Origin of the sequence: Pantoea sp. BJFS-204 (genome assembly GCF_049310725.1) — a bacterium.
Taxonomy (GTDB): domain Bacteria; phylum Pseudomonadota; class Gammaproteobacteria; order Enterobacterales; family Enterobacteriaceae; genus Pantoea; species Pantoea agglomerans.
Genome location: NZ_JBMOWE010000002.1, coordinates 739,203 through 758,960, shown reverse-complemented (window position 1 = coordinate 758,960; position 19,758 = coordinate 739,203). Strand labels below are relative to the sequence as shown.

18 protein-coding genes and 1 riboswitch are annotated in these 19,758 nt (G+C 55.1%); of the genes, 7 read left to right on the top strand and 11 right to left on the bottom strand.

The window, feature by feature from the left end:
- Window positions 1-431: 431 nt before the first annotated feature.
- Window positions 432-824, bottom strand: a complete 393-nt coding sequence (locus ACO6VX_RS10350) for a DUF4440 domain-containing protein (RefSeq protein WP_124890575.1) — start codon at window positions 822-824, stop codon at window positions 432-434.
- Complete coding sequence (locus tag ACO6VX_RS10345) at window positions 821-2,200, bottom strand: MFS transporter (RefSeq protein ID WP_346551522.1); 1,380 nt, start codon at window positions 2,198-2,200, stop codon at window positions 821-823. Before ACO6VX_RS10345 ends, ACO6VX_RS10350 begins: the two co-directional genes overlap by 4 nt.
- 126 nt (window positions 2,201-2,326) lie before the next feature.
- On the opposite strand from ACO6VX_RS10345, the gene ACO6VX_RS10340 reads away from it, so the two are divergent.
- From ACO6VX_RS10340 to ACO6VX_RS10330, 3 genes are all read left to right on the top strand, one after another.
- Window positions 2,327-3,238, top strand: a complete 912-nt coding sequence (locus ACO6VX_RS10340; protein ID WP_122459806.1) for a LysR family transcriptional regulator — start codon at window positions 2,327-2,329, stop codon at window positions 3,236-3,238.
- 452 nt (window positions 3,239-3,690) lie between these two features.
- Window positions 3,691-4,461 (top strand): ABC transporter substrate-binding protein, encoded by a 771-nt coding sequence (locus ACO6VX_RS10335; RefSeq protein WP_045140108.1) that lies wholly within the window; start codon window positions 3,691-3,693, stop codon window positions 4,459-4,461.
- A 37-nt stretch (window positions 4,462-4,498) separates the two neighbouring features.
- Entirely contained in the window at window positions 4,499-5,572 is a 1,074-nt protein-coding gene (locus ACO6VX_RS10330) for a DUF2817 domain-containing protein (RefSeq protein ID WP_422432098.1), read from the top strand.
- Between the two features lie 2 nt (window positions 5,573-5,574).
- Here ACO6VX_RS10330 and ACO6VX_RS10325 read toward each other — a convergent pair whose 3' ends face one another.
- Entirely contained in the window at window positions 5,575-6,348 is a 774-nt protein-coding gene (locus ACO6VX_RS10325) for a HalD/BesD family halogenase (RefSeq protein WP_033780229.1), read from the bottom strand.
- A gap of 99 nt (window positions 6,349-6,447) precedes the next feature.
- Here ACO6VX_RS10325 and ACO6VX_RS10320 point away from each other — a divergent pair, with 99 nt between their 5' ends.
- Complete coding sequence (locus ACO6VX_RS10320) at window positions 6,448-7,356, top strand: LysR substrate-binding domain-containing protein (RefSeq protein ID WP_422432096.1); 909 nt, start codon at window positions 6,448-6,450, stop codon at window positions 7,354-7,356.
- Between the two features lie 98 nt (window positions 7,357-7,454).
- Here ACO6VX_RS10320 and uca read toward each other — a convergent pair whose 3' ends face one another.
- The 6 genes from uca to ACO6VX_RS10290 all read right to left on the bottom strand — a co-directional run bounded on the left by uca (window position 7,455) and on the right by ACO6VX_RS10290 (window position 15,279).
- Window positions 7,455-11,066, bottom strand: a complete 3,612-nt coding sequence (gene uca / locus ACO6VX_RS10315) for an urea carboxylase (protein WP_422432094.1) — start codon at window positions 11,064-11,066, stop codon at window positions 7,455-7,457.
- A 164-nt stretch (window positions 11,067-11,230) separates the two neighbouring features.
- Window positions 11,231-11,866 (bottom strand): urea amidolyase associated protein UAAP2, encoded by a 636-nt coding sequence (locus ACO6VX_RS10310; RefSeq protein ID WP_010670353.1) that lies wholly within the window; start codon window positions 11,864-11,866, stop codon window positions 11,231-11,233.
- Window positions 11,867-11,876: 10 nt separating this feature from the next.
- Entirely contained in the window at window positions 11,877-12,605 is a 729-nt protein-coding gene (locus ACO6VX_RS10305) for an urea amidolyase associated protein UAAP1 (RefSeq protein ID WP_256843843.1), read from the bottom strand.
- Entirely contained in the window at window positions 12,602-13,387 is a 786-nt protein-coding gene (locus tag ACO6VX_RS10300) for an ABC transporter ATP-binding protein (protein WP_064690780.1), read from the bottom strand. The genes ACO6VX_RS10305 and ACO6VX_RS10300 overlap by 4 nt, the downstream gene beginning before the upstream one ends.
- Window positions 13,384-14,199: an ABC transporter permease gene (locus tag ACO6VX_RS10295; protein ID WP_010247123.1), complete on the bottom strand. Its 816-nt coding sequence runs from the start codon at window positions 14,197-14,199 to the stop codon at window positions 13,384-13,386. The genes ACO6VX_RS10300 and ACO6VX_RS10295 overlap by 4 nt, the downstream gene beginning before the upstream one ends.
- A gap of 24 nt (window positions 14,200-14,223) precedes the next feature.
- On the bottom strand, window positions 14,224-15,279 hold the full coding sequence (locus tag ACO6VX_RS10290) for a putative urea ABC transporter substrate-binding protein (RefSeq protein ID WP_422432090.1): 1,056 nt from the start codon (window positions 15,277-15,279) through the stop codon (window positions 14,224-14,226).
- Window positions 15,280-15,340: 61 nt separating this feature from the next.
- Window positions 15,341-15,439: riboswitch (guanidine-I (ykkC/yxkD leader) on the bottom strand.
- Between the two features lie 289 nt (window positions 15,440-15,728).
- Between ACO6VX_RS10290 and ACO6VX_RS10285 the strand changes: the two genes are divergently transcribed.
- Together ACO6VX_RS10285 and ACO6VX_RS10280 are read left to right on the top strand one after the other, a co-directional pair.
- Window positions 15,729-16,778 carry an ABC transporter substrate-binding protein gene (locus ACO6VX_RS10285; RefSeq protein ID WP_422432088.1) on the top strand — a complete coding sequence of 350 codons (1,050 nt, stop codon included), beginning with the start codon at window positions 15,729-15,731 and terminating at the stop codon, window positions 16,776-16,778.
- Complete coding sequence (locus tag ACO6VX_RS10280) at window positions 16,778-17,464, top strand: molybdate ABC transporter substrate-binding protein (RefSeq protein WP_089414775.1); 687 nt, start codon at window positions 16,778-16,780, stop codon at window positions 17,462-17,464. The genes ACO6VX_RS10285 and ACO6VX_RS10280 overlap by 1 nt, the downstream gene beginning before the upstream one ends.
- Before the next feature lie 70 nt (window positions 17,465-17,534).
- On the opposite strand, the gene ACO6VX_RS10275 is transcribed toward ACO6VX_RS10280, so the two are convergent.
- Window positions 17,535-18,116 carry a DJ-1/PfpI family protein gene (locus ACO6VX_RS10275; RefSeq protein WP_089414774.1) on the bottom strand — a complete coding sequence of 194 codons (582 nt, stop codon included), beginning with the start codon at window positions 18,114-18,116 and terminating at the stop codon, window positions 17,535-17,537.
- Between the two features lie 151 nt (window positions 18,117-18,267).
- Window positions 18,268-18,651: a cupin domain-containing protein gene (locus ACO6VX_RS10270; protein WP_010247112.1), complete on the bottom strand. Its 384-nt coding sequence runs from the start codon at window positions 18,649-18,651 to the stop codon at window positions 18,268-18,270.
- Window positions 18,652-18,935: 284 nt separating this feature from the next.
- On the opposite strand from ACO6VX_RS10270, the gene ACO6VX_RS10265 reads away from it, so the two are divergent.
- Window positions 18,936-19,733: a MetQ/NlpA family ABC transporter substrate-binding protein gene (locus tag ACO6VX_RS10265; protein WP_010247110.1), complete on the top strand. Its 798-nt coding sequence runs from the start codon at window positions 18,936-18,938 to the stop codon at window positions 19,731-19,733.
- Window positions 19,734-19,758: the final 25 nt, after the last annotated feature.

Sequence of the window (19,758 nt, the reverse complement as noted above, 5' to 3'; positions counted from 1 at the left end):
GCGGGTTGTCTTGTTTGACAGGGGGCGTCAAATGCGGAGCTGGTGCTTCCATAAAGCGAGATTTCGCCATTATTTCAGCACTATCAAACTGATTAGCAGCAGACAGGATAAGAGGGGATGACTTCGTTAGTGTTAATTTAACATAAGATAGATTATGCGCACTTTAGGTAATGCGGTAACATAGAGGCTAAAGCTCTAAGCTAACCTTATTCGGGCGCTTCAGACAACCTGCTGAAGCCCCTGTATGACGGCCTCTGGTGCGGGATTTTCGCGATCAATAAAGCCGTCGCCTCACCACCGCTGTATCTCTCACGGCGATCGGTTCAGGATAGACAGCGGCAATCATCGCTGGTTTAAGAAACGCGGTTCAGCCTGCACGCTGTTGCTCTCAGCCCGTCGCGCCCTGACACACTGCGAATCGACAGCCTCTATCACTGCGGCAATGAAGTCTCGTGCAGATGTCGCCACAAAACCTTGCCAGCATCATTTACCTCGAACACAACCGTAGAAAACCGCAGCGTGGCCTCCTGACCCGGAAGCTGCTGCAACTCCTTATATACCACAGTGGCGTTTCCTTCACTCTCAGCAACCATCTGCATGTCGCAGATATCAATCGCTAAACCCGGACGTGCACCGCGCTGAGTGCGGAAAAACCCATTTAGTGTCGTGAAATCCAGTAAGGCACCGCCCGGTGTCACCATGGAATATGCAGGACTAAAACGCGCTAAAAGTTCCTCACAAACCTCATCATGTGCTTCTTTGTTACCCAGCCAGTTGCGAATCAATTCGTGGGCGTCCAGTACTTCCTTAAAATAACGGTTCATTTTTGGTCCCTTTTAAGCATAGAAATAACCTTCTGATTTGAAATGCGTAAACAGCACAGAAGCGGAATCACAGCGCTGAATGCCGCTATAACAAAACAGAGGTGATAAGCGTGTTCTTCAGGCATGCCGCTATTCGCAATCAGATTGAATAGCAGGCTGACCAGCGTAACGCCGAGACAAAAACTGAGCTGGCGATTGATATTCCAGAGTGCGCTGGCATCAGCAAGTTCGCTGTCGGTGATGTGAATAAAAGCAGAACTCTGGGCCGTGCTGCTGCACAGGCTGCCGCCAAATCCCATCAAGGCGAAAGCAAGTACAAAGACTAAGGTGTCCGATGTCTGGCCAGTCAGCGCCAGCAGGCCAATACCCAGCGCCTGAAACAGACAGCCGGTGATAAATAGCGGGCGTGGTCCCCAGAGGTTGAACGTCTTACCTGTCAGACTAATTGCCGCAAAGGAAGCCAGAGACCATGGCAGCATGAGCGCGCCGACAATGCTGGCATGCATACCTAATTGATTTTGCAGGTATAGCATAGTGATCATACTGACGCCGGTGAACACGCCTGGTATAAACTGATAGATCAGCATTGCGGTGTGTAAGAGCGGATCCTTTATCAGATGCAGGTTAATGAGTGGATGGCTTTTTCGAAGTGCGTCCCACACATAGCCCGCCAGAGTAAGGACGCCAGCAAGCAGCATCATCGCCCCCTGATAAAGCCTGTCAGCATCGCCCAGGTATGTCAGTCCGAGAAGGATCAGCGTGAGCGCGGCACAACCACTGACTAAACCCACCAGGTCCAGCGGGTCAGATGAGTTCGCCGGTTTGTCTGCTTTGAGCCAGCATCCCGCCAGCAGCAATGCCGCAACCGCGAGCGGCAGGCTCACAAGAAAAACCCAGCGCCAGCTAAGGCTCTCAACCACTATTCCACCAACAGCTGGCGACAAGGCGGGTGCCAGCAATGCAATCAACATCACGACTGACGATAACTTCGCACGTTCATTGCTTCTGTATAACGCATAGGTCATCGTCTGACCGATGGGGATCAACAGTCCGCCGCCGATGCCCTGTATCCATCGGAAGGCGATGAGCTGAGAAACTGACGCTGATGCCCCCACACCACAGGTGCCCGCAATGAAAATAAGAAGTGAGAGCATGAACAGACGTTTTGCGCCCATGCGCCGTACCAGCCAGCTACTGAGCGGTATGACCAGCGTCAGGCCTAAGATGTAGCCATTACTGATCCATGCCAGCTGGCTAACGGGGGCATCAAAATGTCTGCCAATCTCTGGATAAGCAACATTGGCGATAAACATGTTGACCAGATCAACAAAAAACCCCAGCAAATAGACACTGGCTACGCGCACACGATAGCTCATTTTTTTCCCAGACAGATCAGCGTAAGGCGCGCAGTATAGGTGCTTAAATTATCGGGATAAATTCACTTTCCGTTGTTACACTGTCAAAGATATTTTGACAATGAGATGTCGTTAACGGAGTTCACGATGATCAATATGCAACGGCTGGGGATCTTTGTCGCGGTAGTCGAGGCAGGCAGTTTCACAGGTGCAGCTCAGACACTCGGGTTAACTAAAGCCGTTGTGAGTTTCAATATTAAACATCTCGAAGAGGAGCTGGGTGTCTCGTTACTCATCAGGAGCACCAGACGTGTTTCAGCCACGGATACGGGTGAAAGATTTTATCATCGTTGCCTTCAGCTTCTTCAGGATGCGGAAAGCGTATTAGAGGATGTGAGAAGTGATCACGCTGGATTAAGCGGGACACTCCGGATCACAACCACTCTGGAATATGGCGCTCGTGTGATCGTCCCTGCCCTGGCTGGCTTTGCAGCCCAACACCCACAGTTACGCATACATCACGTCTCATCATCAAAAAACGACGACCTGATTGCCGGCCGCTTTGATGTGGCGATACGACTTGGGCATCTTGCCGATTCCAGTCATCACGCCCGCCTTATCGATCAGTTTGATATCCTGGCGGTCGCTGCACCTTGTTATCTCAACAGCCTGAATGAAGCGTCTATCCGGGATCTTTCACATCTCGCGTCAGCAAAATGGATTGCGCATAGCCGTTTATCGACGCCACTCAGCTGGCAGGTGATCACGCCCGAAGGCGAGTCTGTGCTGATGAGCGCATTTCAGCCTGCCATGATCACGGCTGACAGTGCCTCTTCTTTACTCGCTTTTGCTTTAGCCGGTGCTGGCGTGGCGATTCTGCCCGCCTGGCTGGTGCAGGATGAGATTGATAAAGGTGGATTAGTACGGCTACTGCCCGATCATCAATTCCCCCGTCAGGGAATTTACGCGCTCTACCCTAATACTCGTCATGTGCCAGAAAAAGTACGCGCGTTTATAGATTTCCTGCATGAACGTTTAGCGCTGTACAGCAGAAAATAAGCGCATCCATCACATTATTCTGATGGGCTAAGCGTTAATTTATCTCAACTGATTTAAATCCCATAAACTTTATTTTATGCAGGGCGGGAAGGTAAATATTTACTGTCTGGCTAATGACAATTCAGTTTAACGCAGGCGCATTACTTAATTCCCTGTCATGATAAATCACTGCTGCGCGATAATCTAAAAACTGGCGCTGGGGCTTGTCTTGTTATCCCATCCCCAGCGCCTGCGGCTTCAGGCCCGGACCTGCGCCACACCCTGGTATGGCTCAGTCATTTGATGCACAGTATTAAGTAAAAATTAACGCCGTATAAATAATTCGCACAGTACCTTAATAACATAAGATTTTAATCTGGATGATTGCGGTTTATTCGCTGGCAGGAAAACAGGTCGCATGTTATTAAATTTGAATGTCGCGCTTAAATTCATTTGCATCCGGGAATTAAAACATGAAAAAGAGCTTATCCCTCGCATTACTGTTTTCGCTCACAACAGTTAGTCACGCGGCACTGGCGCAGCAGACCCTGCGCTTTGGCGTTGACCCTACGTTCCCACCGTTTGAATTCAAGGCGGCTGATGGATCATTGCAGGGCTTTGATGTTGATCTGGGCAATGCCATCTGCGTTCAGGCAAAGGTGAAGTGCCAGTGGGTGCAAATGGGTTTTGATAGCAGCATCCCTGCCCTTCAGGCGAAGAAATTTGATGCCATCCTGTCAGCGATGTCGATGACCGATAAGCGTCGTCAGCAGGTGGCTTTCAGCGATATGTTGTACAACACGCCCAGTGCTTTACTGGCACCGGCTGCCAGCACGCTGACGACCGATGTTGCCTCATTGCGCGGTAAGACGATCGGTGTGGCACAGGGCACCATCCAGGAAACCTATGCCAAAACCAAATGGGAGCCGGAGGGCGTTAAAGTCATCTCCTATCCTAACCAGATGGAAGTTTATCCGGATCTGGTCGCCGGGCGTCTTGATGGCAGCCTGGCCAATGCGGTCTCTGCTGAACAGGGATTCCTGACCTCAGCCGAAGGCAAGCCGTACGCCATCAAAGGGACCCTGGTGGATAAAGTGATTTTTGGTGATGGCGTGGGTATCGCGCTACGCAAAGGAGATGAGGCAAACCTGAAGATGATTAATGCGGCACTGGCGGAGATTCATAAAAACGGGACTTATGACCAGCTCACCAAAAAATATTTTAAATTCAATGTTTATCCCTGATCCGCACAACGTGAAGAATCGCAGGAGTATGAAGACTATGGCGTTGCCCGAATACCACGTTCAGCGCGCGCGCTTTATGGCAGCGACGCAGAGCAAAGGTGCTGAGACGACCTCTTATCCGCATCCTCTGCCTGGTCCTCTGGGAGAAGCTCTGTATACAGACGTGGCACGGATAGGACCGGCCAGCGCATCACGTCTGATGCTGGTCGTTTCCGGCACTCACGGCGTTGAAGGCTATTATGGTTCCGATTGCCAGATAGCCTGGCTCGAGACCCTGGATGAAAAAGCGTTGCCCGCTGATACCGCGCTGTTGCTGATTCATCTGCTCAATCCATGGGGCGCGGCGCATTTACGGCGCGTGAACGAAGACAATATTGATCTGAACCGTAACTTTATCGATTTCAGTCAGCCACCTCCTGCTAACCCGGATTATGCACAGTGGCACGGTATTTATCATGGCGACCGTGCCAGCGCCGATCGGCAACTGGCCGACGCAGTCGAGGGCGCAGGCTGGCAGGCGGTTAAACGTGTCACAGAAGCCGGACAGTATAGTTTTGCTGACGGCTTTTTTTTCGGCGGTGAGAAGCCCTGCTGGTCACACCTTACGATGGCGGCGATCGTTGACCAGCATCTCTCTGTAGCGAAAACCATCATCAGCTTTGACCTTCATACCGGGGCTGGCGCATGGGGGCATCCGATGCTGCTATCTATTGCGGAGCAGCGTTATCCGGCGCATGAGTGGGGCAAAGCCATTTACGGTGAGTGGCTGACCTTATTGTTTACTGGCGCCGGACGTGACAGCGTAACTGGTGTGACAGCAACGGCAACAGGCTATCTGTCGCACTATCTGCTGACATCGCTGGCTGACACCCGGATTTTGCCTCTGGTGGTGGAATGCGGGACTTACGATGGGCAGGATATGCATCAGCGGGTGCGTGAAGATCACTGGCTGCACCTCTATGGCGATCCTGCCAGTGCGAGCGGCCAGGTGATAAAGCAGCAACTGGTCGAGGGGTTCTGGCCAGAAGATGCGGACTGGCGTGCATTGGTGGCTTTCCGCACGCAGCAAATCTTTCTGCGCGGCTGGCGTGCCCTTGCAGACACGCCATGATGTCATAGTCTGCCGTAAAAGGTCATACGCGCGGTTTCGGACAACGCAATATCCGGCTGCGTATTGTAAGCCAGCACGGCCAGCATCCGGGTGACCTCGCCTTCAGTTGGGGTCACGCGGTGCAGGGAATTACGGCCGCGAAACAGCACCAGATCCCCGGCATCTATCTCCAGCGCGTCAACGGTCTGGCGTTCTTCCAGCACTGCGTCGACACCGGCAAAGTTCATCTCACCGGCATCGGCATCCCGCAGATCTTTCACATACTGAAACACGCCGCCCGCCAGCGGTTTCTGTACCAGTAAGGTGATGGCAAATGAGGAGTTGTCGAAGTGCCAGCCCAGCTCCTGGCCGTGTGATGCATAGTGCAGGTTGATCGAGGAAAGCGGGTCAGCATAGGGATAGAGCGCTTTTTCACCCAGTACATCGCACAGGAAATGTTTGAACAGCTCATCATTATAAAGCTGACGCAGCGGCGAGTCGGCAGCGATAACATCATCAGTGATGCAGCCTTTGGTGCTGATCACATCCCTGTTACGCGGATGCTCAGCACTGAAAGCGTCATCAGGTTTCATCAGATAGACATTGTGCATGCTGCGGGTGTGATAAGCCTGGTGACGTTGTGCATTGCCCTCTTCGATGATCGCCTCTAAAGCGTGTGGTTTTAAAAACTGACGCAGTACCAGCGCGCCGGACTGGTTTAACTGCTCACGACAACGTTGACGCCAGCCATGATCGGCCAGTGGATGAAGATCGAGACGGACAAGGGAACCAGACATAGCAACAATTCTCATGATGAGCAGGTGTGATGTTACTCTACCGGTCGCCTGCAACGCTGCGTAACGATAAAAACTTAATACCCTGATAAGGAAGAGTTAATGCCTGCCCAATTGCCAAGGTTGCCAAAGATCAGCGTCATACAGTCATTTAAAGTGGCTGCCGAACTGGGCAGCCTGGCAAAAGCGGCCGCTCAACTGGCCTTAACCCCGGCGGCAGTCAGTCAGCATATTCGCCAGCTGGAGGAGCAACTCGGCAGTGCCCTGTTTTTACGTACGCAGAGCGGCGTGATGCTGACCGAAACCGGCAAAGAGTATCTGCGCTATGTCACTGAGGCGTTTGATATTCTGCATCTCGGTCAGCAAAACATCCGCCATGCGGCCAGCGCGCCAAAACTCACGGTTTACACATTGCCGGCGCTGGCGTCCAAATGGCTGTTGCCCCAGCTGGCGAGCTGGCGCGACCATTGCCCGAATATCGATCTCTCGTTACACGGTACGCATTCTCAGGTCGATTTCACCGCGATGCCCGCCGATTTTGTGATCTGCTTTGGTGAGGATCGTTACCCGCAGTCAGATAAGCTGAAGTTGTTTCATGATGACGTGCTGCCGGTGGCTAGTCCTGCTCTGTTACATCGCTTTACACCGGAAACGATCTTAAGCCAGGCGCCGCTGATCCACCTCGACTGGGGTAATGAAGGCCGTTTTCTGCCGGACTGGCGAAGCTGGTTTCAGGCTAAAGGCATGGACGAACCTCTGCCGCAGCCCGCGTTCAGCTTTAATCTGACCTCGCTGGCGATTGATGCGGCCGTCGCGGGAGCTGGTGTGCTGCTGGGGCAGCGACGCCTTATTGCGGCGGAACTGGCACGGGGCGATCTGGTAGTAGTGGATGATCTTTGCCTGCCGCTGAGCAAACCCTATTACCTTGTCTGGCCGCAACGCACCCTGAGCCAGCCAGGCAGTGAGGCGATGATCAGCTGGTTAAGCCAACTGGGCGCGAACTGCGGATAGCCCGTCGCCGTGATCGGACTCGCCTGCGCCCGCCAGTCTGGAACCATCAGCGGGCGCAGGGTCAGATTATCACTGCGCCACCAGGTGACCAGGTGTCATCATCCTTCCGCATTATCCTCAACAATCACCGCCACGCATTGCCCTGCACGTACAGCGCTGCCTGGCTGCACGCTGACCTGCTGAACAATGCCGTCGCACGGCGCCAGAAGCGGGATCTCCATCTTCATCGACTCCAGCACCACCAGAATATCGCCTTCCCGCACCCGGCTGCCCGCCGTCGCCTGCACCTGCCATAAATTGCCGGAAACCGGGCTTTCAACCCCCTGCTCGCCCGGTTGCAGCGGCGCGTCGCCGCCTTCATCGGCCACACTTTCCTGGCTGTCGAAATGGGCCTGCCCGCTGGCGATCCAGCGGTCACGTTCCGCATTGAACGCGGTTTGCTGGTGATCGCGAAACAGACCGATGCTCTGCGCTTCACGGGCGAGGAAATCCTGATATTCCGCCAGCCGCAGCGTGCTGTGCTCGATGCGCAGCGGATAGCGACCGAGGGGAAAATCGCGGCGAATCTGCAACAGCTCACTGGCTGAAACCGGATAAAAGCGGATCTGATCGAAAAAGCGTAGCAGCCAGGGTTTACCGCCAAAATCAGCGACTTCATGATACCGGTTCCACATCTGCAGCGTGCGGCCGACAAACTGATAGCCGCCTGGCCCCTCCATGCCATACACACACAGATAGGCACCGCCGATGCCAACCGAGTTTTCCGCCGTCCAGGTGCGGGCCGGATTATATTTTGTCGTCACCAGCCGATGCCGGGGATCCAGCGGCGTGGCGACCGGCGCGCCGAGGTAGACATCGCCCAGCCCCATCACCAGATAGCTGGCTTCAAAGACCATGTTCCAGACAGCCTGCTCATCCGGCAGATCGTTTATACGGCGGATAAATTCAAGATTACTCGGGCACCACGGCGCATCCTGCCGCACGGTGGTCATATATTTTTCGATGGCCTTCTGACAGGCCGGATCGTCCCAGGAGAGCGGCAGATGCACCACGCGTGTGGGAACCTGAAGGTCATCACTCATGCAGACCCTCTCCCACTCACCGCGCAGCCACATCAGCAGCACGTCGGGCGTCAGCGTCTCTGGCTGAAAGTGGATTTGCAGCGAGCGGATCCCCGGCGTGATATCAATAATACCGTTGCGGGATTGCGCTTCCAGCGCCTGCATCAACGCATGAATGCGAAAACGTAACACCAGATCCAGTTCCGGCTCGCCAGCCTCCAGCAGCAGATGCGTATCACCAGAGAGGCGCGCCACCAGGCGTTTATCCGCTGCGCCGCAGGTCATCACGATGGGAGAAATCAGCGGCGCAGGCTGCCAGTCTGTTTCCTGTGGCTGGAGCGTGGTCAGCTCGGTGCGTCGGCCCTCTGCCAGTCGGCGGGCGGTAGGAATATCCACCGCGACAAACTGCACTTTGTCACCGGCTTTGAGCTGTCCCAGTTGCCAGAGGTCAGCCTCGATTACCGTCACCGGGCAGACGAACCCGCCAAGGCTCGGGCCATCCGGCCCCAGGATCACCGGCATATCACCGGTAAAATCGACCGCGCCGATCGCGTACGGGTTGTCATGGATGTTTGAGGGGTGCAGCCCTGCTTCACCGCCGCTGTCGCGGGTCCAGATTGGCTTTGGCCCGATCAGGCGAACGCCGGTGCGGCTGGAGTTAAAATGCACTTCCCATTCTGTGGCAAAAAACGTCTCGATATACTCCGGCGCAAAAAACTCAGGCGCACCGTGCGGACCATAAATGACGCGCAGCGTGCGCACCGTGGCAAGCTCTGTTTGCAGTCCGACGGGCAGTTCCGTTCCGGTTGCGCTCGCAGAACGCGGAGCGAGATGCAGCACGTCACCGCTACGCAGTGCCCGTCCGGCATGTCCGCCAAACTGACCAAGGGTGAAGGTGCTTTTGCTGCCTAAATAGTCCGGCACCTGAATGCCGCCGCTCAGACAGAGATAACTTCTGACGCCCGCGCCACTTATCGCGCCCAGCTTCAGCGTTGCCCCGGCCGGAATGGTAAAAACAGAATTCATTGACTGTCCGACGCCATCCAGTGTGACAGTGAGCGGCGCGCCAGAGATCACCGCCTGAATCTCAGTGTTAAATTTCAGGGTGGGTCCATTCAGGGTGATTTCCAGCGCGGCGTCACCCTCCTCATTGCCCAGCAGACGGTTGCCCAGACGCAGTGCGCGATCATCCATCGGCCCCGACGGCGGCACGCCCACCGCCCAGTATCCCAGACGTCCAGGATAGTCCTGAACGCTGGTCTGGGTTCCGGCACTCACCACTTCAACCGTTGCCGCCTGATAGGCGAGCTGCTCCAGGCAGCGGGTCCAGGGTTCGCCAGCCGTGAAGGGCGAGAAGGCCAGAATCTGCAACAGATAGAGACGATTGGTTTCTACGCCATAGAAACGGGTCTCAGCCAGCGCCTGTGACAGGGTGGCGATGGCTTCCTCGCGGGTGGGGCGCCAGGTGATAACTTTTGCCAGCATCGGGTCGAAGAATGGCGGGACTTCGCACCCCGCTTCCACCCAGCGGTCAATACGCAGGGTTTTACCGTCGGCTGCCGGAAAGAGGACCTGGGTTAACAGCCCTGGCGAAGGCTGGAACTGCCGCCCCGGATCTTCCGCATAAATTCGCGCCTGCACGGCATGGCCCTGAGGATTCAGCGCGGCGGCTAACGCATGAAGCGGAGGAAGATCGCCTGCTGCCAGCTCAATCATCCACTGCACCAGGTCAACGCCCCACACCTGCTCCGTGACGCCATGTTCAACCTGCAGACGGGTATTCACTTCAAGGAAATAGAACTGCTGCGCCACGCTGTCATAGACAAACTCAACCGTTCCGGCGCTGCGATAGTTCACCGCTTTTCCCAGCGCGATAGCCGCCGCGCATAAAGCCTCCGCCATACCTGCGGGCAGATTCGGCGCTGGCGTCTCTTCGATCACTTTCTGGTTACGCCGCTGTACCGAGCAGTCGCGTACGCCCAGCGCGATTACCTCGCCCTTGCCGTCACCGAAAATCTGCACTTCAAGATGACGGGCGCGTTCGATATATTTTTCGAGAAATACCCCGGCATCGCTGAAGTTGTTCTGGCCGAGGCGCTGGACCGTTTCAAACGCCTCTGACAGCGCATTCGCATCACGACAGACGCGCATACCGATGCCACCTCCGCCCGCGGTGCTTTTGAGCATTACCGGATAGCCGACCCTCTCTGCGGCGCGGCGGGCTTCGCTGATATCCGCCAGCAGTTCACTGCCTTCCAGCAACGGCACCCCTTCGGCTTCCGCCAGCGCGCGGGCCGTGTGCTTCAGGCCAAAGGTCCGCAACTGCTGCGGTGTGGGGCCGACAAAAATCAGACCAGCAGCCTCGCACGCCTCAGCAAAGGCGGCGTTTTCCGAAAGGAAACCGTAGCCAGGATGAATCGCTTTCGCCCCGCTCTGCTGCGCGGCGGCGATGATCTTTTCCGTCACCAGATAGGTTTGTGCAGCCGGGCCTTCGCCAAGGCTTAGCGCCACATCCGCCTCGCGGATATGTAAACTGCTCAGGTCGGCTTCGGAGTAAACGGCGACCCCTTTCACCTGCATGACATGCAGCGTGCGCAGGATGCGACAGGCGATAGCACCGCGATTAGCAATCAGTAAGGTATCAAACATAAGCGAACTCTCAGGGATGCGGGTCGTCCCGCAAAATTCGATATTCCCTGGGGCCGTCCCCGGGGCTGACCGGCACGTAACAGGCGTGCGCCGGTGGTGTGTTGAGAGGTCTGACGCAAAAGGCTGAGAAACTCAGTCCCGCTTGTCGCCATGGCAACGCTGACTCAGTTCCACACCAGCACTTCAGCGGGCGTCGGGTTCCAGCCGTTACAGGGGTTATTCAGCTGCGGGCAGTTGGAGATCAGCACCATCACATTGCATTCGGCTACCAGCTCAACGTATTTGCCGGGCGCCGATAGCCCATCCTCAAAGGTCAGACCGCCTTCCGGCGTGACCGGAACGTTCATGAAAAAGTTGATGTTGGCACCGATATCACGTTTGTGAAGGCGGCCATCGTGCAGGCAGGCGCAGAGAAAGTTATCCCGACAGCTGTGCATGTAGCGCTTATCCTGGGCATAGCGCACGGTGTTGCTCTCCTGCGAGCAGGCTCCGCCCAGGGTATCGTGACGACCGCAGGTGTCGGCGACGATAGTCAGCAGCGGATTGCCGAGATTCGAATAGAGCACGCTGCCGGTGGTCAGATAGACGTTTCCCTGACGACGCAGCGTGCGCTGAGGATCGTAGCGTTCCCGCGGGTTATCGCTGTTATAGAACAGGGTATCAATTGCCTGATTCCCTTCGAGGTCGAGCAGGCGCAGCGTCTGCCCTTTTTTCACTTCGAACAGCCACGGCTCGCCTGCCGGTATCACGTGGCGATAGACGGCATCTTCAGGACGACGATCAGAGTTGATAAGGGTCATCGCAGCCTCCTTACAGGGCAAAAAGTTGGGTGTTATGAAGCGCGCGCTGGTTTTCACCACGCGTGACCATCGCTTCGCTGACGGCCTGCATATCGTCGGCCTGATACCAGCTCAGCTGGACCGGACGCGGGAGATAGTCAGCGGCGGGATCCTGCGGATGTGGCAGCGCGGTCAGCACCATCAGCACGTCCATGGGTGCGTACAGTTCAGTGAAATCGCCGGCGCGGCTGTTGCCCGCGCTGAACCGGAAGCGGCCCTTATCATCAACCGTGACCTTGCTGAAAAAGTTGACGACCATCAGCAGATCTTCCAGGCCCAGATCCCATTTGCCCATCTCAACCAGCAGATTATCTGTGCCGTTGCGGTAGAAGCCGTTGCGCAGCTCCTGATAGCGTCCGGCTCCATACTTATCGTGCGCTTCCGCCGCGTTGAGAACGCCGCCAAACGGGTCGTGCCAGCCGCAGCTATCCGCCACGATCGCGGCCAGTACGCGTCCCATGTCGGAGTAGAAACAGTGCCCGGTGGTCAGGCGAGCCGTATGCTGGCCTTTCAGGGTATCCGGCAGATTCAGACGTTCACTTTTCTCGTGGGGATTGAGCATCATCATGCTGACGTTCGCGCCGCCCTCGATGTCGGTCAGGCGCAGGATTTGCCCTTTGCGCAAAATCAGCGAGGTGTGCCCTCCGCCAGGCAGCTGCTCTTCGCGCAGGCTCGGAGCTGAATGAAAAAGTGCGGTCATTGAGCGGTCTCCTTGAAGGGATAAATGTTGTTTTTACTGCCGGTTGCCAGCTGCGACAGCCGCGTTTCATTAAGCGGGATGTCGTAAGTGATACGCGCGCCCCAGGCATTGGGGGCCTGAGGATCGATGCGCACTTTGTCGAAAACCAGCAGCCGGGTGCCAAGATTGAAGCCTTCGGCAAGGTCGTGAGTGACCATAAACACCGTCATGCGGGTTTCGCTCCAGAGCTGGAGCAGCAGCGCATGCATATCTTTGCGGATGCCGGGGTCAAGCGCGCCGAAGGGCTCATCCAGCAGCAGTACGCGCGGCTGCATGACAAAAGCCTGCGCAATCGCCAGCCGCTGCTGCATCCCGCCCGAAAGCTGCGCCGGATATTTATCGAGAGAATGGCCCAGCCCGACTTTCTCCAGCATCTGTTTTGCCTGCTCACGGGCATGGCGTTTTCGGGTGCCAAACAGCCGGCCAGTAAACGGTGAAGCCGGTAGCTCGAGGCCAATGGTGACGTTATCCAGTACGTTGAGATGAGGAAAAACCGAATAACGCTGAAACACCACGCCACGGCTGCGATCGGGTTCCGCGCGCAGCTGTTCGCCATCCAGCGTGATTGTTCCCCGTGTCGGCCTTTCCTGCCCCAGCAGCAGGCGTAAAAACGTCGACTTACCACAGCCGGACGCGCCCACCAGCGAGCAGAATTCACCTTCTTTGACCTGCAAATTGATGCGTTCCAGCACCACGTGGTCGCCATACTCCTGCCAGATATTTTTGATATCGATAAAACTCATTCCCGGCCTCCTTCCGCCCAGGGGAAACAGGCTTTGTGCAATTGACGCAGCGCGAGATCCATCAGCCACGCCAGCAGCGTTATCCAGATGACATAGGGAATGATCACATCCATCGCCATATAGCGACGAACCAGGAAAATGCGATAGCCCAGTCCGGCGGTTGCGGAAATGGCTTCGGCGGAGATCAGAAAGAGCCATGCGGATCCCAGCAACAGCCGCAGCGAGGTGATCAGCCGCGACAAGAGCTGCGGCAGCACAACCCGCAGCACCACCGTCCAGCTGTTCGCCCCCAGAGTTTGTGCTTTGATAAACAGCTCTGCGGGGATTTCCCGCGCCCGATGTTCAAGGTCGCGCGCCAGCATCGGCGTAATCCCGATAACAATCAGCATCACTTTTGACAGCTCATCCAGCCCGAAGACGATAAACAGCATCGGCAGGAGCGCCAGCGGCGGGATCATCGACACCACGGTCATAAAGGGTGACAGCGCCGCGCGACTCATCGGGAAGACGCCCGCAGCAACACCGATGCAGAGACCAATCAGTGAAGAGATAGCCAGGCCGGTCAGCAGACGGCTTAAGCTAATCCACGTATCCGCCCACAGCAGATATTCACCGCTGCGCTTGTCCGGCGTGAAGGCCATCCGATCAATAGCGGCGATCATCTGTGACAGGCCGGGCAGCAGCTTGTCGTGTGGGTTGGCTTCAAGACGCACCGCCGAACTGATAAACCAGACGGCGATCAGCAATACAAAAGGTAATAGCATCAGCGTCAGGCGCATTCCCTGCCGGGGATAGCGGTTGATGTGGCGCATGGCAAATACTCCTGAGATCGGTGATTACAGCTTGCCCGCAGCGGCCATCTTCAGATAGCTGTCGTCAAAGCGCAGTTTGATGTTCGCTGTATCACCGACGGTGATGTTGCCAGGGAAGCTCATGCCGATGAAGTCAGCGCTTTGTGCACCCTCGCCCAGTAATCCCTTATCAAAGGAGAACGCGGCGACGCGTTGCATGGTTTTCGCCAGATCGGGGGAAGAAACAAATGTCTGGGTTTCGGCTGGGGTCCAGAACAGGTGGGTGGTTTTCAGCTGCGCCTTGTATCCGGCGAGGTCAGTACCGGAATCGGCAGCCATCGCGCTCAGCGCCTGCGCATCTCCGGCCTGCATTTTCGCCATCATCTCAAACCAGGCCCCGGTCAGTGCCTTACCCAGCGCGGGGTTATCTTTCAGGGTCTCTGTATTCACCACCATCATGTCAATCAGTTCGCCCGGTACGGCCGAAGAGCGGAATACTTCTGTGGTTTGCGGGGTTTTCTTGATCACTGAAAGCTGCGGATTCCAGGCAACCGCCGCCTGCACGCCGCTGGTACCAAAGGCGGAGACGATATCGGCATCGGAGGTGTTCACGACCTTAACGTCTTTTTCCTGTAAACCGGCCTTCTCAAGACCGCGAACCAGCAGGTAGTGCGAAACCGACAGCGCAGGAAGATAGACAGACATCCCTTTCAGGTCGCTGAGTTTTTTGTTTACGCCTTTCAGCACCACTCCGTCATTACCATCGGAGAAGCTGCCGGTGATCAGCGCTGTGGAATCAATGCCGCCCGCCGCAGGAATGGTCAGCGCATCCATGTTGGTCATGGTGCAGCCGTCGAACTGACCCGCGGTGTACTGGTTGATCGACTCAATATAGTCATTGAGCTGGGTGATATGAATTTTGATGCCGTATTTGCTGGCCCATTTATCGATGATTTTCTCGTTGCTGATGGTGCCCCAGGGCATCCAGCCCGCATAGATGGTCCAGCAGATATTGAACTCTTTTTTGACCGCGGCGAAAGATGGCGCGCTGACCAGCAGCGTCAGCGACAGAATAAGCGTCAGGAGGGGTGATTTCTTCATGGTTGACCTCTGGTTGGCACAAAAAAAACGGGAGCAGCGCAAGACACCATTTGGTGCCGCTGTCTCCCGGGCTTTTGTCCCGCCGTGTAACCTCGCAGAGGTCGCCAGCTCTCGGACCAGACATTCACCTGCGTGAACCGGAACCCTAGCCAGCTATTTGCTATCAATTGGGTCGAACGCTGCTTACTGTTCAGACTTCAGCAAATGGCGTGCCAGAAATTAAATCATGATAAATCAGATAAATAGAAGGAGAAAAATCAAGAAGGCACCGTGATGGTGAGTCAGTAACGAGCGTTGCACATTATCAGTGCCGGACAGGCAAGAGATATCAGAACCCTCAGTCAGTCTCTTTTCGTACTGAACATCTATACCGGAATGCAGACCCGGACCGTGACGCCCATCACTTATCGCTATATAATCCACTGCATAACGAATTTTGAGGATAGTTAATGAAGCGTTTCTGGCAGGCATGCACACTCGGTTTACTGATACTCCTTCCGCTCTCTTCCCAGGCATCGCGCCAGATAACCGATCAGACAGGCCGCCAGGTCACGATTCCTGACCGTGTTGATCGTATTGTGGTGCTTCAGCATCAGACGCTGAACCTGCTGGTGCAGATGAACGCGACCGATAAAATCGTTGGTGTGATGGCGAACTGGAAGCAGCAACTTGGCGACAGCTATGCCCGCCTGGTTCCTGAGCTGAACCAGAAAGCGACACTGGGGGATCTGACGCATGTTGATCCCGAAAAACTGGTGGCGCTGCATCCGCAGGTGGTGTTTGTGACCAACTATGCGCCGCATGAGATGATCGACAGCATTACCGCGCTGGGCATTCCGGTGGTGGCTATCTCACTGCGTCATGACGAGCCGGGTGAAAAGGCAAAAATGAACCCCTCTATCCGCGACGAGGAAATGGCCTATGACAAAGGACTGCGTGAAGGGATTACGCTTATCGGCGAGATCATCAATAAACCGGCAGAAGCAAAAGCGCTGATTACGGCCATCGATGAGGGCCGCAAAATCGTCAGCGACCGCCTGAAGGATGTTCCGGCGGAAAAACGCATTCGCGCCTATATGGCGAACCCGGAACTGACCACCTACGGTTCAGGGAAATATACCGGCCTGATGATGCTGCATGCGGGCGCGGTCAATGTCGCCGCAGCGACCGTAAAGGGATTTAAAACCGTGTCGATGGAGCAGGTCGTCGCCTGGGATCCACAGGTGATTTTTGTGCAGGACCGTTATCCCTCAGTCGTGAATGAAATCAATAGTTCACCACAGTGGCAGGCTATCGACGCGGTAAAAAATCATCGCGTCTGGCTGATGCCGGACTACGCCAAAGCATGGGGTTATCCAATGCCGGAAGCGATGGGGATTGGCGAATTGTGGATGGCGAAAAAACTCTATCCGCAGAAATTTCAGGATGTGGACATGAATAAGCTGGCCAATAAGTGGTATCAGCGCTTCTATCGCACCGCTTATCAGGGAACAGAGTGATGCGCGTACTGGCGGCGGGCAGCCTGAAAGCGGTCTGGCCCGCGCTGATGGCGTACTTTCCTGAGCCAGTTGAAACCCGGTTTGGCCCCGCCGGTCTGCTTCGCGAACGGATTGAAGCCGGTGAGCCCTGCGATCTCTTTGCTTCAGCCAGTGAGGAGCATCCGCAAAAATTGCTGAACGCTGGGCGAGCGCTGGCAGTCATACCGTTCACGACTAATAAACTCTGCATCACGGTTCGCAGCGATCGGCTACAGGTGGGAGACGACTGGTATCAGCTACTCACCCGCGACACACTGCGGATCGCAACCTCTACACCCACAGCCGATCCCTCTGGCGACTATGCGCAGGCCCTTTTCACCCGGATGGGCAAAGCCGGTGAAGCGGTGCGCCAGCGTGCAAAGGCACTGGTGGGTGGGCGTGACTCTGCACCCATTCCCGCAGGCAGGCTGGCGGCAGAATGGATTATCCTGGAGGATCAGGCGGATCTGTTTATCGGTTATGCCAGCTATCGGGCGGCCCTGAGTCAGATTGCCGGGCTGACAGTCGTTGATATTCCTGCGGTTTTCAATCCTGTTGCGCGCTACGCCTGTGCAGTCATTACGCCAGAGGCGCGTCGGCTGGCGGATTTTTTAGAATCGGAGCAGGCAAAAAAGGTACTGCGGGAAGCGGGGTTTGGCGGGGAGTAAATGCCTTTTCTGTCGCGGATGACTTTGCGCCCTGTCAGCATGTCGCTTTAAGGGCGCGAAAAACAGCTCATTAAAGCTTAGCGAAATCCACCTTAAGCTTGTGACTGATATGTTCAGCCTGCTCGGTAGCACTATCAGCCTCGCCAGTCAGGATAAAAGCGATCGCGAAGGCGAAATCAAACGCCGCGCCCAGATCCTGTCCACTCAGCAAATTGCCATCTTTCACTACCGAGGCATTAACGTAAACGCCATCGGTGACACCTTCTGATGACGTCCCAGAACTGACATAGCGACGCCCCCTTAAAAGACCCTGTGGCGCCAGCACTCTGGCCGCTGCGGAGCAGATTGGGCAGACCAGGCGGCCCGCCTCATCATGGCGGCGAATAAAATCTATCACTGCCGCATTTGCCGCCAGATTTTTGCTGCCGTCAGGACCACCCGGCACAATCACCGCATCAAATAATCGCTCCCGATTCGCCTCCAGCAGCTCATCGGCGACAACCTTCACATGATGATAACTGTTCACTTCGCGATAGGGCTGACAGGCCAGGGTTGTAACCTGAACGCCCAGGCGTGAGAGGATGTCGAGAGTGATAATAGCCTCAGCTTCTTCAAAGCCAGGGGCAAGCAGCAGAGCAACATTCTTATCCATGAAAATTCCTTTTTAATTGGTGTGGATGAAGCAGAGAGCGTTTAATCCTGGTCTGTGCAGGCGCACCCTTTACTGATCCGAATCAAGTCTGAGCAGGGTTTTTAAACGGCAGCGGGCGACACTACCGTGGTGCGTCATGAAGTAAGTGCGTTTAAAACTCTTCCGGCTCGCCCGGCAGTGGCTCGGTCAGTTCCTGCCCCTTTACACCGGCATAGGTAATCACCAGTTCGGCTGGCTCATCCAGTGTGTAACCGCGATGCGCACTGTTGACCGTCTCATTGAGGGCTTCACCCGCATGGAAGGTGCGCTGTTCGCCGCTCTCTTTATCCTCAACAATCAGGGTGCCGGAAAGAATAAACGCCGCATTCGGCATTGGATGGGTATGCCAGGGCAATGACGTATGGGCAGGTAGCGAGAGCCGCATAACGGTCAGCTCAGGTTCGCCGGTGGGATAGGCCTCGAGAACGTCACCGTTCCAGGCCTGGCTGCTGCGCATTACTTCAACCGCGTTAATCCCGTTATCTTGCTTCGACATGGTTAATCCCTGTTAATAATCAATAGAATGCCAGTAGTGACCGATAAGTAAGCTTAGAAGAAAACTGTGTTGATGCCCGCCTGCGTTTTAATAAGCCTGTTAACAGGAATTTTCCGCCAGCGAACAAAAGGATGAAAACCGGCCATTAGCGGACTGGCTGAATTGCTGATTAATTAATGTTCAATATTCGCGTTGTGGTTATAAGATATATTCCTCAGTCAGTACGCAACCTGTGAGTTCTGTATTATCTTTGAAGCCATCAACCACCTGAGGGATTTCTGATAATGAAAGGTCTGTTTACGGCATTACTCGCCAGTTCTGTTCTACTATTATCCGCCTGCTCAAAAGATGACGATAACAAAGTTAAAGTAGCGATTAATACCGGGCCTGATGAAGCAATCTGGCAGGTGGTAAAGCAGGTGGCGAAAGATAAATACAAGCTGGATGTCGAAGTGCTTAACTTCAATGACTATGTGCTGCCAAATGAAGCGCTGAATAACAAAGAAGTTGATGCTAACGCTTTCCAGAGCCTGCCTTATCTGGAATCACAGTCTAAAGAGCGCGGCTATAAGTTTGCGGTAGTGGGTAAAACGTTCGTCTTCCCGATTGCTGCCTATTCGCACAAAATCAAGAACATCAGTGAGCTGCAGAATGGTGCCACTATCACCATCTCTAACGAAGCCACCACGCTGGGACGCAGCCTGCTGCTGCTGCAGGCGCAGGGTCTGATTAAACTCAAACCGGATGTGGGGTATTTACCGACCTCACTGGATATCATCGAAAATCCAAAAAACCTGAAGCTGGTTGAAGTGGATACCCCACAGCTGACCCGCACCTTAGACGATCCCAACGTGACCCTGTCGATCATTAATACTAATTTCTCGGCTCAGGCTGGATTATCAGCGCACCGCGATGGCTTATTTATGGAAAGTGCCTCATCGCCTTACGTCAATGCGCTGGTATCACGTGAAGATAATAAAGACAGCGATAAAATTCAGAAGCTGAAGTCAGCGCTGCAGTCACCGGAGGTGGCGGCCAAAGCCGAAGAAGTTTACAAGGGTGATGCGATTAAAGGCTGGTGAGTTGCCCGATAATCGATCATTAACG